Origin of the sequence: Streptomyces arenae (genome assembly GCF_022343545.1) — a bacterium.
GTDB classification, from domain to species: Bacteria; Actinomycetota; Actinomycetes; order Streptomycetales; family Streptomycetaceae; genus Streptomyces; species Streptomyces humi.
The window spans coordinates 32,372-47,329 of the sequence record NZ_JAKQYH010000068.1; the positions used below are offsets into that span (position 1 = coordinate 32,372).

Annotated in this window: 14 protein-coding genes and 2 pseudogenes; 3 read left to right on the plus strand and 13 right to left on the minus strand. The window is 70.1% G+C overall.

The window, feature by feature from the left end; all coding sequences use genetic code 11:
• Positions 1-32 precede the first annotated feature (32 nt).
• The 3 genes from MB828_RS31140 to MB828_RS31150 form a co-directional block, all read right to left on the minus strand.
• The gene (locus MB828_RS31140; protein ID WP_301651086.1) at positions 33-2,639 is read right to left on the minus strand and encodes a SpoIIE family protein phosphatase; all 2,607 of its coding nucleotides are present in this window, start codon (positions 2,637-2,639) and stop codon (positions 33-35) included.
• A gap of 162 nt (positions 2,640-2,801) precedes the next feature.
• A complete protein-coding gene (locus MB828_RS31145; protein WP_301651087.1) occupies positions 2,802-3,893 on the minus strand; it encodes a CU044_5270 family protein in 1,092 nt (363 codons plus the stop codon).
• Positions 3,890-4,564 (minus strand): RNA polymerase sigma factor, encoded by a 675-nt coding sequence (locus MB828_RS31150; RefSeq protein WP_301651164.1) that lies wholly within the window; start codon positions 4,562-4,564, stop codon positions 3,890-3,892. The genes MB828_RS31145 and MB828_RS31150 overlap by 4 nt, the downstream gene beginning before the upstream one ends.
• 82 nt (positions 4,565-4,646) lie before the next feature.
• Here MB828_RS31150 and MB828_RS31155 point away from each other — a divergent pair, with 82 nt between their 5' ends.
• Positions 4,647-4,847, plus strand: coding sequence for a hypothetical protein (locus MB828_RS31155; protein ID WP_301651088.1), 201 nt, complete (start codon positions 4,647-4,649; stop codon positions 4,845-4,847).
• A 7-nt stretch (positions 4,848-4,854) separates the two neighbouring features.
• On the opposite strand, the gene MB828_RS31160 is transcribed toward MB828_RS31155, so the two are convergent.
• The 5 genes and pseudogenes from MB828_RS31160 to MB828_RS31180 form a co-directional block, all read right to left on the minus strand.
• Positions 4,855-5,634: an ATP-binding cassette domain-containing protein gene (locus MB828_RS31160; protein ID WP_301651089.1), complete on the minus strand. Its 780-nt coding sequence runs from the start codon at positions 5,632-5,634 to the stop codon at positions 4,855-4,857.
• 113 nt (positions 5,635-5,747) lie between these two features.
• Positions 5,748-6,086: a substrate-binding domain-containing protein gene (locus MB828_RS46745; RefSeq protein ID WP_343236219.1), complete on the minus strand. Its 339-nt coding sequence runs from the start codon at positions 6,084-6,086 to the stop codon at positions 5,748-5,750.
• A 115-nt stretch (positions 6,087-6,201) separates the two neighbouring features.
• Positions 6,202-6,399: a hypothetical protein gene (locus MB828_RS31170; RefSeq protein ID WP_301651090.1), complete on the minus strand. Its 198-nt coding sequence runs from the start codon at positions 6,397-6,399 to the stop codon at positions 6,202-6,204.
• A gap of 19 nt (positions 6,400-6,418) precedes the next feature.
• Positions 6,419-8,620, minus strand: a complete 2,202-nt coding sequence (locus MB828_RS31175) for a SpoIIE family protein phosphatase (protein ID WP_301651091.1) — start codon at positions 8,618-8,620, stop codon at positions 6,419-6,421.
• A gap of 162 nt (positions 8,621-8,782) precedes the next feature.
• Positions 8,783-8,983, minus strand: a pseudogene (locus MB828_RS31180) (antibiotic biosynthesis monooxygenase family protein); the annotation flags it as partial.
• 22 nt (positions 8,984-9,005) lie between these two features.
• On the opposite strand from MB828_RS31180, the gene MB828_RS31185 reads away from it, so the two are divergent.
• A complete protein-coding gene (locus MB828_RS31185; protein WP_301651092.1) occupies positions 9,006-10,643 on the plus strand; it encodes a recombinase family protein in 1,638 nt (545 codons plus the stop codon).
• A gap of 198 nt (positions 10,644-10,841) precedes the next feature.
• On the opposite strand, the gene MB828_RS31190 is transcribed toward MB828_RS31185, so the two are convergent.
• Positions 10,842-11,174, minus strand: coding sequence for a hypothetical protein (locus MB828_RS31190; protein WP_301651093.1), 333 nt, complete (start codon positions 11,172-11,174; stop codon positions 10,842-10,844).
• Between the two features lie 191 nt (positions 11,175-11,365).
• Positions 11,366-12,118: a hypothetical protein gene (locus MB828_RS31195; RefSeq protein ID WP_301651094.1), complete on the minus strand. Its 753-nt coding sequence runs from the start codon at positions 12,116-12,118 to the stop codon at positions 11,366-11,368.
• Positions 12,119-12,449: 331 nt separating this feature from the next.
• Here MB828_RS31195 and MB828_RS31200 point away from each other — a divergent pair, with 331 nt between their 5' ends.
• Entirely contained in the window at positions 12,450-13,049 is a 600-nt protein-coding gene (locus tag MB828_RS31200) for a hypothetical protein (protein ID WP_301651095.1), read from the plus strand.
• A 151-nt stretch (positions 13,050-13,200) separates the two neighbouring features.
• Here the strand turns inward: MB828_RS31200 and MB828_RS46750 are convergent, their stop codons facing one another.
• From MB828_RS46750 to MB828_RS31210, 3 genes and pseudogenes are all read right to left on the minus strand, one after another.
• A complete protein-coding gene (locus MB828_RS46750) occupies positions 13,201-13,530 on the minus strand; it encodes a replication initiator (protein WP_343236220.1) in 330 nt (109 codons plus the stop codon).
• A gap of 73 nt (positions 13,531-13,603) precedes the next feature.
• Positions 13,604-13,936: pseudogene (locus tag MB828_RS46755) on the minus strand (replication initiator); the annotation flags it as partial.
• 546 nt (positions 13,937-14,482) lie between these two features.
• Positions 14,483-14,812, minus strand: a complete 330-nt coding sequence (locus tag MB828_RS31210; protein WP_301651096.1) for an antibiotic biosynthesis monooxygenase family protein — start codon at positions 14,810-14,812, stop codon at positions 14,483-14,485.
• Between the last annotated feature and the right edge of the window lie 146 nt (positions 14,813-14,958).

Here is a 14,958-nt window from a genome sequence, read left to right on the forward strand (position 1 = left end):
TGCACGGCCCTCTGGGCTCTTGGCGCGGTGCGTCACCTCGCCGTGGCGGGAAGCGGCAGTTCCGCCCAGATCGTCTTGCCGGTCGGGGTCTGGCGGCTGCCCCAGCGTTCCGCGAGCTGGGCGACGAGGAGCAGGCCCCGGCCGCCCTCGTCGTAGACACGGGCCCGGCGCAGATGGGGGGCCGTGCTGCTGCCGTCGGACACCTCGCAGATCAGGGACGCGTCGCGGATCAGACGGAGGGCGATGGGGCCCTCGCCGTAGCGGACCGCGTTGGTGACCAGTTCACTGACGATCAGTTCCGTGGCGAAGGCCGCGTCCGTCAGCCCCCAGGCCTCCAGCTGTTCGCCCGCCATCTTGCGGGCCCCGGCGACCGCCGCCGGATGCTGAGGGAGCTGCCAGGTGCGGACCCGCGCGGCGTCCAGGGCGCGGGTGCGGGCCAGCAGGAGCACGATGTCGTCAGCCGGACGGCCGGTCAGGACCGTGCGCAGCACCTGGTCGCACATGTCCTCCAGGGGCGCGGGCGGCCCGCCGAGCGCTTCGCGCAGCAGGTTCAGGCCGACCTCGATGTCGTGGTCGGCCGTCTCCACCAGGCCGTCGGTGTAGAGGGCCAGCAGGCTGCCCTCGGGCAGCTCCATCTCGACGGACTCGAAGGGCAGACCGCCGAGGCCCAGCGGCGGTCCGGCCGGGAGGTCCAGGAAGCGCACCTGGCCGTCGGGGGTGACGAGCGCGGGCGGCGGATGCCCGGCCCGCGCCATCGCACAGCGGCGGCTCACCGGATCGTAGACGGCGTAGAGACAGGTGGCCCCGACCTCACCAGACGCCGTGGCCCCCGCCCCCGACCCGCCCCCGGCTCCCGGCATCCCCGACCCGACCCCATCCTTCGACGTCCACCCAGCCCCCGTCACCCCCGATCCGGCCTCAGCCCCCGCCCCACCCGACCCGGCGCCCGGCCCCGCCGCACCCGAGGCGCCCCCACATCCGCCTCCGCCCCCGCCCCGACCCCCGCCCCCGCCCGGCAGTGGCGCCGGGTGGCCGGGGAAGGCCGGGGCGCTCTCCTCGGGGTCGAGGCGGATGACCAGGTCGTCCAGCTGGGTGAGGAGTTCGTCGGGGGCGAGGTCCACGTCCGCCAGGGTCCGTACCGCCGTGCACAGCCGGCCCATCGTCGCGGACGCGCCGATGCCGTGGCCGACCACGTCACCGACGACCAGGGCGACCCGGGCGCCGGACAGCGGGATCACGTCGAACCAGTCACCGCCGACGTCCGCGCCGGAACCGGTCGGCAGATAGCGGTACGCCACCTCGGTGGCCGCCAGCCCCGGCGGCGGGCCGGGCAGCAGACTCCGCTGGAGGGCCAGGGCGGTGCGGCGCTCGCGGGTGTAGCGGCGGGCGTTGTCCACGCTCACCGCGGCCCGCGCGACGATCTCCTCCGCGAGCCGCTGGTCGTCCTCGGTGAAGGACTCGGGCGTCCGGTGCCGCAGGAAGTGGGCCAGACCCAGGGTGACGCCCCGGGCGCGCAGCGGCACCATCAGCACCGAGTGGATCATGTGCCGGGCGACGGTCTCGGCACGGGCCCGGGAGGAGGTGATCCACTCCTGCATCCCGGGGTCGCCGGGGCTGTTCCGGCTGGTCCGGCCCGCGGTCAGGGCCCACATCGGGGGTGTGTCCACCGGGTAGTGGACCAAGTCACCGGGGGCGACCACCGACTCCGGGCAGCCCGGCAGGACCGACCGGTGCGCCGCCCGGCACACGGTCACCGGCCGGCCCGGCGGCAGCGGTTCCGGCTCCTCGCCCAGGGCGACGGACTCCAGCAGGTCGACGGTGACGTAGTCGGCGAACTGGCCGACGGCCACCTCCGCAAGTTCGTCGGCGGTCCTGACCACGTCCAGGGTGCTGCCGATGCGCATGCTGGCGTCGTTGAGGACGGCGAGATGGCGGCGGGCCCAGTACTGCTCGGTGGTGTCGAAGACGACCGCGGACAGGCCCTGCACGGCGCCGCCCTCGTCCTTCAGCGGGCAGAAGAACATCGACCAGGAGTGCTCGCGGGTCTCACCGGGCGCCTGGCCGTGCTGCTCGTGGAAGACCGTACGGCCGGTGCGCAGCACCTCCCGCTGGAGCCGGTCGTACTCGTCGAAGGGCGGCCCGGGTTCGATCTCGGGCAGGGTGAGGCCGCGCATCTCCTCGACGGGCAGGCCCATGATCCGGGTCATGACCTCGTTGGCGGCGACGAGCCGGGCCTCCCGGTCGTAGATCGCCACCGGCATCGGCAGCTGGGTGAGCGTGAGGTCCCACAGGGCCGTCGCCCCCGGCTGCCCGCGTCCGGACACGGCCGCGGGCGTCGCGCCGGTGACCAGCCAGAGCGGCCGGCCGGGCCCGGCGGCCAGCGGGGTGCCCTGGAGGTGTGCGACGACCCGGTCGCCGCCGCGGTGCCGCAGGGCGACCTCGGTGGACCAGCGGTGCCCGGCGGCGAGGTGGCGGCGCGCGGACGGCGGCAGACGGCCGGCGAGCAGGGACCGGGCGGGGCGGCCGACGACCTCGGCGGGTTCGTACCCGAGCAGCTGCCGGGCACCGGCGCTCCACACGAGCACGGCCCCACCGGCGTCGACGACGACCGCCAGGTCCTCCGGTACGCGTCCGTCCATGGTGCCTCCGGATCTCCGGCTCCCCGGGTACCCGCTCCCAGGATCCCGCCCCGCTTCCTCCCGCTCAACCGACACCGCCCCGGCACCCCGTCGGTCCGCCGCCCCGGCGGCCGCGGGGAACCGCCGGTTCGAAGGGGCGGTCGGTTTCGACGGGGCCGCCGGTCAGGACGTCGCCGCGGGTGTCTGCTTGATGGCGTCCACGACCGTGCGTTCCAGGATGGCGCTGGTGAAGACGACGGTGCCGGGTGTGATCAGGGCGTCGGTGCCGCTGTTCCTGCGCACCTGCACCGAGCGTTCGCCGAGGAAGACATGGCTCTTCCTGTCGAAGATCCACTCCTCGCGCTGTCCGCTGGTCTCGTCGAGCCGGGCCACCGCCACCCCGTGCCGGCCCGCCGCGTCCGTCGCGTCGTCGACCACGACGACTCCGGGGATCTTCGCGGCGGCCTTGAACAGCGCCGGGTACAGGGCCGCCGGCGGGTAGCTCTCGCCGAGCAGGTCACCGATGGTCGTGAACGCCTCCTGGTCGGGGGAGTTCCCCTGCCCCTTCGTCTCCCGGTAGATCTTGGCCAGCAGCTTGTCGGGGTCGGTGGTGAGCTTGGTGAGGTAGTCGTACGACGGGCCGTTCAGGGTCGGCTCGCGGGTGTTGCCCTGTTCGTCCGGGAGGGACAGGGTCTCGCCCTCGGGGCTCTGGTTGACGGCGGGATCGATCAGCCAGCCCTTGGTGCCGTCCGCGGACATCCAGGTCTGCCGGGTGTGCAGCGGGTGGCCGGCCAGGGAGGACGTGTCGCCGACCTGCCTGATGTAGCTGTCGGCCGTCTTGGACTTGATGTAGATGTACTGGCCGGGCTCGACGGCGGGGCGGGACGTCGAGGTCGCGGCGGCCGCCAGGGAGATCTGGTCGAGCAGCTGCGGTACGCCCTTGCTGCTGGCCGCGCCGATGGTGGTGGTGAGGGCCGGGCCGGCGTCCTGTACGCCGTTGCCGCCGTTGCCGGACAGGACCACTCCGGCGACGACCGCCGTCGCGAGCGCGGCCGCCGTCAGCGGCAGGACGACCGCCAGGCGCGGAAATCGGCGGCGCGGCTCCGGTGCGGGGTCCGTGGTCCGCTCGGCCTGCCGCATGTCGTGGATCTGGGCCATCAGTCGCTCCTTGTGGAACTGGTGGCGGCCCGGTGGCAGGTCCCGCGCGGTGGCGGAGAGCAGCTCGGCGCTGCCGTCCCCCTCGGCCGGGTGGTTCCGGGAGGTGTTCGCGGTCATCGTCTTCCTTCCTGTGCGGGCCGGATCACGTGGGTGTGATCACCTCTTGTCTGTCGGGAGCGGCGGCCGCCTTCCCGGATTCCGCGAACTTCTCCGGACGACGGGCCCGCGGGCGGTACGCCGGCCAGCGGGTCCTCGGCCGGCGGCGCCTCGGTGAGGGCGCGCAGTTTCCGGCGGGCGCGGGAGAGCCGGGAGGCCACGGTGCCCACGGGGATGCCGAGCGCCACCGCGGCCGCCTCGTAGTCCAGGCCCTCGCCCAGGCAGAGGGTGACGACCTCGCGCTCGGGTCTTCGGAGTTTCCCGAGTGCGGTGAGGGCGGCGGCGAGGCGGTGCCGGTCGTCGACGCGGCCGGCGACCTCGTCGGCGTGGTCGGGCACGGACAGCTGGGCCGCCGCGGCGGCGGTGGCGGCGGCCCGGTAGCGGCGGTTGCTGCGGTACTGGTTGCGGGCCGTGTTGGTGGCGATGCCCAGCAGCCACGGCCGTAGCGAACCGCCCTCGGGGTCGACCCGGTCGCGCAGCCGCCACGCCTCCAGGAAGGTGGCGGCCATCACGTCCTCGGCCACCGACCAGTCGGCGGTCAGCCGGAAGGCGTGGTTGTAGACGGCGCGCGAGTAGCTGTCGAACAGTTCCGCGAACGCGCTCGGCTCCCCGGCCCGTACCCGGGTACGCATATGTGTGGTCACGTCACTGAGCTGTCCGGCACACCCCACCGGCTTCCCGTGACCTGCGCCACATTCGACTCCCGTCCCCTCCGTGTTCCGCACAGTGTGCGGCATCGCCGGGCCGGGGCGGCCGCTACGCCCGTTCCCCCGGGGGCGGTCCTGGGCGGGTCAGGGCGTCGGAGACCACCGCGACCAGCAGCACCCGGGCGAGCAGGACCGGGACCGGGCCGAGGCCGCCACCCGCAGCCGTCGGCGCGCCGTGCCCGCGTACGCCGTGAGCCGGCCCCGGTGACCGCCCCTCACGGCCAGAACTCCTCCGGGTCGGCCGGGCGGCGGTTCCGGCCGGAGTGGTCGGCCGCGCCCGTGATGGCGCCCATGATCTGTTCCTGCGAGGTCGTCCCCACCTCGAACACGCCGTTGTTGTGGCCGAGCCGGAGCACGGCGACCCGGTCCGCGACGGCCTTGATGTCCCCCATGTTGTGGCTGATGATCAGCACCCCGGCGCCCCGGTCGCGCAGCTCCTCGACCAGGTCGAGGAGCTGGTTGGTCTGTTCGAGGCCGAGGGAGGCGGTGGGTTCGTCGAGGAGCAGCAGCCGGGGCTCGCTGAGGAACGACCGGGTGATCGCGACGACCTGCCGCTGGCCGCCGGTGAGGGTGGCGAGCGGGGCCCGGACGTCGGGGATGGGGAGGGGCAGGATCCGCAGCACCTCGCGGGCGCGGCGCTCCATCTCGACCTCGTCGAGGATGCCGTGCCGGTGGATCTCCCGGCCGAGGAAGAGATTGCCGACCACGTCGAGGTTCCCGCACATCGCGAGGTCCTGGTAGACGGTCGCGATGCCGAGGGCCCGGGCGTCGTGCGGGCGTTTGATCTGGACGGCGCGGCCCTCCCACTCGATGCCGCCCTTGTCGGGAGTCACGACCCCGGAGATCACCTTGACCAGCGTGGACTTGCCGGCGGCGTTGCCGCCGACCAGGGCGAGCACCTCTCCGGCCCGGATCTCCAGGTCGACGTCCACCAGCGCTTCGACGGCCGCGAACCGCTTGCAGACGCCGTGCAGCGCCAGCAGGGGCTGGACCACGGGGCGACCACCTCCTTCACCGGTGCGGCGGGCTCATCGTGTGAGTCCGGCCTTGGCGCAGGCGGACTGGAGTCTAGGGGTGCATATCTGATCGAAGATGCATATACCGTCCTTTACCAGCGTGTCATCACCGCGTCGGCGAGGCTGCCGTTGGCGGCGAACAGGGCCCGGCCCTGGAGCCGGCCGATCGTCGCGCCGTCGAAGGTGACGTAGCCGGAGACCGGGCCCTGGGCGAGCCGGTCGTGGGCGACGACCGGAATGCCGGCGCGGCGCGCGGACTCGACCGAGGGGCGCAGCGCCTTGGGATCGATCGCGGACAGGACCACGACGTCGACGCCCCGGGTGATCAGGGCGTCGAGCTGCTGCTGGACGTCGGCGCCGAGCACGACCGCCACGCAGGCACGCGCGAGGGCCCCCCGCCGCATGCCCGGAGGCCCGACGCCGAGACCCATGACCGGTTCCTTAGGATGTTTCATCCTGAAGCGCCCGACTGGTCAGGCTCGCCCGACCAGTCAGACTTATCTGACTCGTCCCGTAACAGGAGTCTGACACCGGGCGGTCAGGTCGTCACCCGGCCTCCTCGCGGAGCGCCCGGTCGATCTCGGCCAGCGCGCCGGTCAGCCGGGTGTAGTCGTCGGCGGCGAGCGGCCTGACGAAGAACTCCTCGACGACCCGGGCGTGGACGCCCGCCGCCCGCAGGAACGCCGTGCGCCCCTCGGCGGTCGGCTCCACCAGCGCCACCCGCCGGTCCCCGGGCGACGCCATCCGGCTGACGGGCGGCCGCTCAGCCCGCCGTGCGCAGCAGGAGCACGGCGAGGTCGTCGGTGTGGCCGCCGGCCGGCCACGCGCGGTGCACGAGGGAGTCGATGAGGCGCTCCAGGTCGTGGACGTCGGCGTGCGTGAGGTGGTCGGCGAGGTCCGCGGTGGCCTGCTGGACGTCGGTCCTGGGGCGTTCGACGAGGCCGTCGGTGTAGAGGGCGAGCACGGCGCCCGGCGGGAGCGCCTCGCGGGTGAGGGGGTAGCGGGCGCCGGTGTCGACGCCCAGCGGCGGGCCTGGGTCCAGACGCAGCGGGCGGGCGGGCCCGGCGGCCGGGCGCAGCAGCGGCGGGACATGACCGGCGCCGGCCAGGACGACCTCGTGGCGGGCGAGGTCGAGGTGTGCGTACAGGCAGGTCACCAGGAGGTCGGAGTCCAGGTCGGACAGCAGCCGGTTGGTGCGGGCGAGCACCTGGTCCGGGGCGGCGCCCGCGGTGGCGTGGGCGTGGATGGCGGTACGGACCTGGCCCATCAGGGCGGCCGCGGCCATGCTGTGGCCCTCCACGTCACCGATGACGGCCGCGACCCCGGTGCCGTCCAGGCGCAGCAGGTCGTAGAAGTCGCCGCCGACCTCGATGCCGTGCGCGGCCGGCAGATAGCGGGCGGCGACCTCCAGGCCGGGCAGGGCGGGCAGGGCGCGGGGCAGCAGTGCCTGCTGGAGCTGGTGGACGAGGTGGTGCTGGGTGTCGTAGAGGCGGGCCCGGTCCAGTGCCTGGGCCAGCAGACGGGCCAGCGGGGTGAGGACGGCACGTTCGTCGGCGGTGAAGGTGTGCGGGCGGTCGTAGGAGAGGATGCAGCAGCCCACCGCACGGCCCGAGACGACCAGGGGCAGGAAGGCCCACGCCTGTTTCCCGCTGATCAGCGGCGCCCGGGGGTAGCTGTGGGCCAGCTCGGCCGCGCTGCCGAAGAACGCGGGGGTGCCACTGGCGAGGACCTGGCCGGCGGGGGTGAGACCGGTGTCGATCGGCAGCGCGTCGAGGCGGTCGACGACGTCGGCGGGGTAGCCGTGCGTCCCGGTGATCCTGAGGCGGCCCGCCTCGACGGTGCTGAGCACCAGCCCCTGGGCGCCGAACGCCGGCAGGATCTGGTCGGCGATCAGCGCGACGAGATCCGCCGTGGTCACCGTCTCGGTGAGCGCGGCCGCCTGGTGGACCAGCTGGTAGAGCCGTCCGGGCGCGGCCGGCGCCGGCTCCGCGCGGCCGGCCCGGGCGGGCCCCGCGCGCCCGGACGCCGGGCCCGACGGCTCCGGCCCGGTGCCGCCCGACGCCGGGTCCGACGGCTCCGGCCCGGTGCCGCCCGACGCCGGGTCCGACGGCTCCGGCTCGGCGATGATGCGCACGCTGATGCCGCTGTCGTCCGGGTGCAGCTGGAAGGTCAGCCACTGGTCCGGCGGGCGCCGCGCACTGAAGGAGACCGGCGTCCGGCTGACCACCGCCATGCGGTACCGCTCCTCGTACCTGAGGTCGTCGAGCCACGGCAGCGACTGCCAGGGCCGGGTGCCCAGGAGCCGCTGCGCGTCCCGGCCGAGCAGCCGCGCGGCCGTGCCGGACATGAAGGTGATGCGGCCCTCCAGGTCGAGGGCGAGGGCGCCGTCCGGGAGCCGGTCCAGGTAGTCGACGGCGGCCAGCGCGGTCTGGGCGGGATGGCCGGGGGAGCCCACGGGGACGACCCGCGGCTCCTCGAAGAGGGTCGGCGGCACCGGCGAGTCGTCCAGGAGCCGGGCCAGCCGGCGGGCGCTCGCGGTGATGTGCTGGCGTTCACGGGCGGTGGCCCGGTCCGGGTGATCGGCGGGCCACATCAGCACCACCCCGCCCCACCGGCGGCGCACCCCACGCACCGGGACCGCGGCCAGCGCGAAGGGGTACGGCAGGACGGCCGCCGCACGCGGATAACGGCGAGCCATCTCGTCCTGGCCGCCGACCCAGACCAGCCGGTCCTCCTCGATGGCGTCGGCGACCGGGACGGGGGCGGTCAGCGCGAGACGCTGCCAGGGCGCGGAGAAGTCGAGGGGCAGCCCGCACAGCGCGACCAGGCGCAGCAGGGCCGCGGGTTCCTCGATGAGGTAGGCGCCGCCGATCGCCGCGCCGGTCCGGCGCACCATGTCGGCCAGCGCCGCGCCCAGGGCGTCGTCGACCGAGAGGTCACCCCTGGGGCGGGCACTGGGCCGCATGACGTCGTCCTCGGGTCGTGAGCGGCGGGCGGCACACGCCGTACCGGTCCGTCCCCGCCCGCCACGGCGGCGCACACCACCCAGTCACGACAATATGCGCATACCCCCGCCCGGCAACCCCGCCGCGGCCCGGCCCGGCCCGGTGCGGGCCGCGGCGGCGGGTCAGCTCTTGGGCCCCGCGGACTGCACCACCTCGAACGACCACAGCGACGAACCGGAAGCCGCGGGCTTCGGCCGCTCACCCTCCGCACCGCCCTGGTGCGCGGTCTTCATCGGCCCCTCCATCCACGCCTGGAAGGCCTCCTCGTCCCGCCACCGCGTGTACACGAGATACTGATCGGTCCCCTCGACGGGGCACAGGATGTGTGGATGTACCTTACGGACCATGAGCGAAGATGACTTGGTCTCTCGCGCACAGTGGGGGAACTTAGAGAACCAGAACTGGGCCGTTCTCGTCCGTCTCTCCACAGACGAGGACGACGACGAGCCCGCCGGCGAACCGTCCGGGAGCTGCGGCCAACGACGCGGCCCCATGACCGGCCGCGACATCAAGAGCACCAAGGAGCAGGAGCGCGACGGCCGGGACTACATAGCCCGCCACGGCGGCACCTGCGTGCACATCTACTACGAGCCGGACACCTCGGCATGGCGCAAGAAGCGTGTCCGCCTCCCTGACGGCCGAGTGGCCTACCGAGTCATCCGCCCCGTGTTCGAAGGCGCGCTGGAAGACCTCAAGTCCGGCCGAGCACCCGACGGCCGGCGTCTAGACGGCCTGATCGTCTACGACATCGACCGCCTGACACGCGACAACCGGCACCTTGAAGACGCCATCGATGTGGTGGAGCGTCACCGCCGGCCCATCATCGACATCAACGGCAGCCTTGACCTCCTCACGGAGAACGGGCGCGCCACGGCGCGCGTGGTCGTGGCGATGAGCAACAAGCAGTCCGCCGACACGGCGAGGCGCGTACGGCGTAAGCACAGGGCGTTGGAACGCGAGGGAATCCCGACAGGGGGAACGCGGCCGTTCGGCTGGCTGGACGACAAGCGGACCCTGCACCCGACCGAATCAAAGCTCCTGCGGGAAGCGGCACTTGGCATCCTCGGTGGTGCTCCGGTACGTGCCTACCCAGTCCGCTGGAACGAGACCGGGGTGACGACGCCGCGCGGAAGCACGTGGAACCCCACCAAGCTCAAGATGGTGCTGCGTAATCCGCGTATCTGTGGAATCCGTTCACGCAAGGTACGCGCCCTCAACCCCGACACGGGAACCGAGAACGAACGCTGGGAGATCGTCTACGGGGACGACGGCGAACCGGTCCGTGGGCAGTGGGAGAGGATCATCTCCGTCGAGCAGTGGGAAGCCCTGCTCGAAGGCATCGGCGAGAACATGCAGCCCGGCAACGGGCACAACTCCCGCAAGTACCTGTTGACCGGAACTCTGCGTTGCGACAAGGACGAGTGCGGTGCTCTCCATCGAGCGATGAAGGCGCCGAAGAGCGCCAACAAGCCCGAAGGGTTCTTCTACTACGCATGCCCGGACAAGGGGCAGGGCGGGTGCGGGGCCGGAACAAAGATCCCCGGTCCCGAGGCCGACCAGGCGGTGACAGAACTTGTGATCGCCAAGTACGAGGAGGAAGCGGCAGCACGGCAGGCTGAGCCCGCGCCGCGGGAGTGGGACGGCGACGAGAGGCTTGCGCGTGTCCGTGAGGACATCGAGGAGACCAAGGAAGCCCGCCAACAACGCTTGCTCACCAAGGAACGCTACTTCGCCATGCTCCAGGAGCTCACCGCGCAGGAACGTCGGCTGACGCGGGACCGTAACCGGTGGATCAAGCAGCAGAGTGCCGCGAATGGAAAGCCTGTGGACCTGCGCGCGGAGTGGGAGGGGCTCACTCTCCCGGAACAGCGGGCGTACGTGGAGCAGACCCTCACAGCGGTGCTGGTCAGCCCGGCAATCGGCCGCCGCAAGCCGGTCCACACGAGGTTGACCCCGCTCTTCCGGACGGAGGAGGACGCCTAAAGGGCGTGCCGTTTGGATCACGTGGCTTTGAGCCTCGGTGCGTTGTCGCCGGGTCCCACCGCATGAAGCGAATGGCACGCCCTAAAGGGTGTCTCTCAAGAGCATGAACGCATGATCGGGTGCCGCGCCCGTCTCCGTCGATCTGGTTTTGCCCGTCACGTCGGCACAAGCCTCGCGGATCGGCACCAAACGGCGCGCCTATTGCCGCCGAGGCGGATTGGGATCCCAGCCGGCGGCGAATGACCAAGTGACGTTCGACTTCGAAGTGAAATTCAACGAGGCTTCAGGGTGATCCTTACTCATTTGAATCTCATTCAACGTCGGAATGATCTCTCCCTTTTCGCAGGTAAGCGGAAAGGAGACGCCCGCTGGTTTCACCTGGACAGTGAGCACACCCGAACCCTGGCAATTTATCGCGATCGCCAGAACCTTTCCAGATTCGATTCCCCCGGGGATCGCATAAACGGCACTGCCCTTGACCTTGACGTCACTGACCATGACCGCGATGCCTCGAGAGGCGATTTGCGGCACTCTCGCGACTGAGGGGGCGTTGGGATCACTGGTTGCGCCGAGCGCCTGTGTTGCTGGTGACGTGAGTGCGGCGCGAGTGGGGTGGGCAGTTGAAGAGTTTCGAGCGTGGTCACTGGAGCCACACCCCGCTATCCCCAAGGCCGCGACTACTAGGCCGCCTGCCCAGCGGACGCGCTTCCCAACGGTCTTCATCAGGCGCTTGTCTCCCAGACGTACCAGCCGACGTAATCGGGACTGTAGCTCGTGACGGTGTTCTTGGTTGACGTCTGGCAGTTGCTGTAGATTATGTAACTTTTCCCCGTGTTCCGCAGGCGATAAACACCGTACTCAGCATGAGTGGTCTTGTTGACAGGGGTTGGGATGGAGATCGTGTTACCCAATTTGGCCGTCATGGAAGTCGACACGCTAACGCTGAAATGAGAGTTGATCAGGCCGATCATGGCTTCGGTAGTCACCACGAGCCCGGTGCTGACCTTCACGCCCACGGTGCCCGATACTTCAGCGGTGAAAGTCGATTTGGCCGTGTGACTTCCATGATTCGTGTTGGCCTGGGGTGCACCGACCCTCTTGTGATAATCCTTGCCCTTGGATATCGGTGTATAGACGCGCGACGGATCGCAGTACTCACTGCCGGGATGATTCCCAGATCCTGTGTCGCCGCTACCGGGCACATCAGGTTCAACATCTACCTGATCCGCTGGGACATCGACGAGATCCGTGTCGGCCGGATCCGTCTCCTGTGGCGGCTCGGTATTGACGACGGGATCGGCATCCGCGGCTTTCAGAGGAGTGTCGTCAGCAGCCGCGACATTTCCCCCTGCACCCAGCACAACAAGCAGTGCCGCCGCACAAATACTAGCTGCACGCCTTGAAGTGAGACCCATATTCTTTTTTCCCTTCACCTTCTCTCCCCCCGCGGGAGATGGCATGTACAGACCATACATGGCGAGAGGGTCAATGGGTCAAGCGGTAAAACCGATCTTCGAGAACCGTCGGTTTTCAGGCCATCGGAAAGCAATAAACTACCCAAGCGTTGGAAAAGTTCAGTGTGTTCTGCTTCCACGCTCAGACCCGGTTCACCGGGATGGTGTCCGCATGGCTGGCGAGTGACGGGTGAAGTCATGACTCGCGCGAGGCAACCGCATGAGAAGGGCACCGGAGCATGCAGGGATTCCGGGGCTGGCTCGCCCTAGTCCTCCAGTACGTAATGATCTCGCAAAGATCATTGACGGCAGACAGCGGCCACTGTGGCATCGAGGCGACGAGGAGGAGATGTTGAACACCACTATTCGCCACGGCGCCGTTCTCGCCGCCATCGCTGGCGTCCTCAGCGCGCTCGCCGGCCACGGTGCCGCGGCTGCCGCTCAGCCCAAGGTCGCCGTCACCGGGTACACCTGCCGGAACGGAGCGGTATCGGTCTCGGACGCTGCCGGATCGGCTGTACCCACCGCACGGAAGCCCGGCGTTCCGCTCTACGCCACGCTCCGGCTCCACAACACCGAGAACACAGCGCTCGCCAAGGCCTCATATGTCTTCGCCATCGGCAACCTCATGAAGAACCGGGGCCCCGCTCCCCATGTTCGCTGGCGCGTCGGCAAGGGCGCCTGGCACGCGGTGGCGCTGCACTGGAACAGCAAGACCAACGGCACGCTGCCCCTGTGGAACTCCCCGGCTTTGGCCGTGGGCACCATCCCCTCGCGCGGCACCGTCACCACGGAGATCTCCGTGTCCTTCCCCAAGAAGTCCATCAAGGCTGTCGATTACGACTTCCTCGACGTGCACAGCGGTAGTTGCGGCAACACTCGCCTGGACTGGTACACCGGCAACGGCTTCTCCTACTGGCCGTGGAAGGGGACCCCAGGCAAGCCCGCCTAGGCCTCCGGCGAGGACGGAGTAGGAGCCAGGCGGCGGGTAGTGACGTCCAGCCGAAGCGTGACGTTCACCCGCCGCCACTTCCGCTCGGACCAGCGGGGCGCATTGCGCGCGTGCGCCCGTGCCCATTCTCGTAACTCTTGATTCGGGTCGTTCACCAGGCGGCACCCCCGTCGGCGATACGCACCTCAGTAAGTGCAATCTCCCGGTTGAGGACGATGTCGGAGGCGAGGCCAGCCGCTATCAGCGCAGCGCCCGGGGTGTGGCCGGAGCCGACGTAGCGCCATTGCCGATCAACGATGGCGTTGGGGGTGTCGGCGTGGCCCATGTGGTGGGCGCGTTCGGCGCGGAGTGCTGCGTAGGTGGTGGAGTAGGCGCGAGATTTGGTGAGGATGTGGCCCCGGTAACCGAGGGTGTGAGTCCACTCCCGGAGGCGGAGGGGCGCGTACTCGGGGAGGCCGCCGAGACGCCAGCAGGCCCGCATGAGGGTGCGGACGTTGTCCGCTCACGGGTGCAGACTCGATGTCCGCCTGATCGGTGACAGGGTGGTCGAGGCCGGCGCCTGTCTCGTTGACTCCCTTGGTGACGTATTTGGCGACGTACGCGGCAACGGCGTCATCGTCGGGGCCGTCACCGTTCGTGCGCAGGGGCCGGGCGTCGACCTGGGCGCCCCAGCACAGTGCCAGCTCACCCACGGCCAGGCTGTACGGCGGTGAGGACCAGGACACGACCGGCGGAGGCGCGCACGGCGTCGGCAGGAGTGGAGGACCCAAGTACGACGGGTCGTCAATGCGGTCACGCCATGACCGGCCCGAGCAGCCCTTGGGGTGAAGCCGTGGCAACGCGGCCGGGCAACTTCGCCAGCCCGAGTCCGACAGGCGATCCTTCACAGGCGGCTGACGAAGGTGCAGCGGTCATGTCAGCAATGCACCCTCAGGTCTCTGGAGCTGGCTCCAGCAACGGGACTGGGGGTGATGGGTCCAAGATTCGCAAGTTTGAAGCCGCAGTTACTGTCCTTGTGGGGAGTATCGGTGGGTTCGCCGCCGGTACGGGGCGACGGATCATGGACCATGTCTCGTATTTTGAGGCAATCTACACAGGCCGCCTAGCAGCAGCCGGTTTGTGCAGCTTTATCATCGTGATGGTGAAGTACATCCGGGGGCAGTCCTGACCGGGTAGCACTACAGGAGGGGCCTTGGCATCTGGCCGAGGCCCCTTTCCTTTATTTCCGTTACCAAGCCGAAGAGACGTTTATACGGGTTACGGGCGTACACCGCAGACCCACGTATCGACGCCTCGCCAATCCTGACCTCACGATCCGGACAGCGGCTCTGACAGGGGTTCACCCGTAAACCGCTTTCCCTGGTTCGAGGACGTCACCTCGGGAAGCCGGATTGGCGAAAACTGGGTGGAGTTCAAACTCGGCGGTTTGCTGATCAAGCGTTCTTGGGCTCAGCCTGCTGAACGACCTCGAAGGACCACAGCGTCGAACCTGACGCGGCTGGCTTCGGCTTCTTTCCCCCTTCCTCGCCACCGCCCTGGTGCGCTGCCTTCATGGGCCCCTCCATCCACGCCTGGAAGGACCCCTCATCGCGCCACCGCGTATAGACGAGGTAGTTTTCGGTGCCTTCGACCGGCCGGAGAAGTTCGAACCACTCGAAGCCGTCGGAGCTCTCCACGGCATGCGCCCGCGAGGCGAACCGCTTCTCCAACGTCTCCCGCTGCTCAGCCGGCACGGTCAGCACATTGATCTTGACTACGCTCATGCCCCCATCCTGCCGCAGCCAAGATCAGCAGACCGTGAACGACGACGACGGCGCTGCCGCAGCCCGCGTGGTCGTGTTCAAGTGGCGGGCCGCTGAGATTCGGGATGACGGGGTGAAGGGGATGGCGGCGTCGAGCGGAACGGGAT

What these genes read in the sequence shown, in the direction of transcription:
- MB828_RS31140 (WP_301651086.1), bottom strand. Translation starts at nt 2,639, where the DNA reads ATGGACGGACGCGTACCGGAGGACCTGGCGGTCGTCGTCGACGCCGGT.
- MB828_RS31145 (WP_301651087.1), bottom strand. Translation starts at nt 3,893, where the DNA reads ATGACCGCGAACACCTCCCGGAACCACCCGGCCGAGGGGGACGGCAGC.
- MB828_RS31150 (WP_301651164.1), bottom strand. Translation starts at nt 4,564, where the DNA reads ATGCGTACCCGGGTACGGGCCGGGGAGCCGAGCGCGTTCGCGGAACTG.
- MB828_RS46745 (WP_343236219.1), bottom strand. Translation starts at nt 6,086, where the DNA reads ATGGGTCTCGGCGTCGGGCCTCCGGGCATGCGGCGGGGGGCCCTCGCG.
- MB828_RS31170 (WP_301651090.1), bottom strand. Translation starts at nt 6,399, where the DNA reads ATGGCGTCGCCCGGGGACCGGCGGGTGGCGCTGGTGGAGCCGACCGCC.
- MB828_RS31175 (WP_301651091.1), bottom strand. Translation starts at nt 8,620, where the DNA reads ATGCGGCCCAGTGCCCGCCCCAGGGGTGACCTCTCGGTCGACGACGCC.
- MB828_RS31185 (WP_301651092.1), top strand. Translation starts at nt 9,006, where the DNA reads ATGAGCGAAGATGACTTGGTCTCTCGCGCACAGTGGGGGAACTTAGAG.
- MB828_RS31195 (WP_301651094.1), bottom strand. Translation starts at nt 12,118, where the DNA reads ATGTATGGTCTGTACATGCCATCTCCCGCGGGGGGAGAGAAGGTGAAG.
- MB828_RS46750 (WP_343236220.1), bottom strand. Translation starts at nt 13,530, where the DNA reads ATGCGGGCCTGCTGGCGTCTCGGCGGCCTCCCCGAGTACGCGCCCCTC.
- MB828_RS31210 (WP_301651096.1), bottom strand. Translation starts at nt 14,812, where the DNA reads ATGAGCGTAGTCAAGATCAATGTGCTGACCGTGCCGGCTGAGCAGCGG.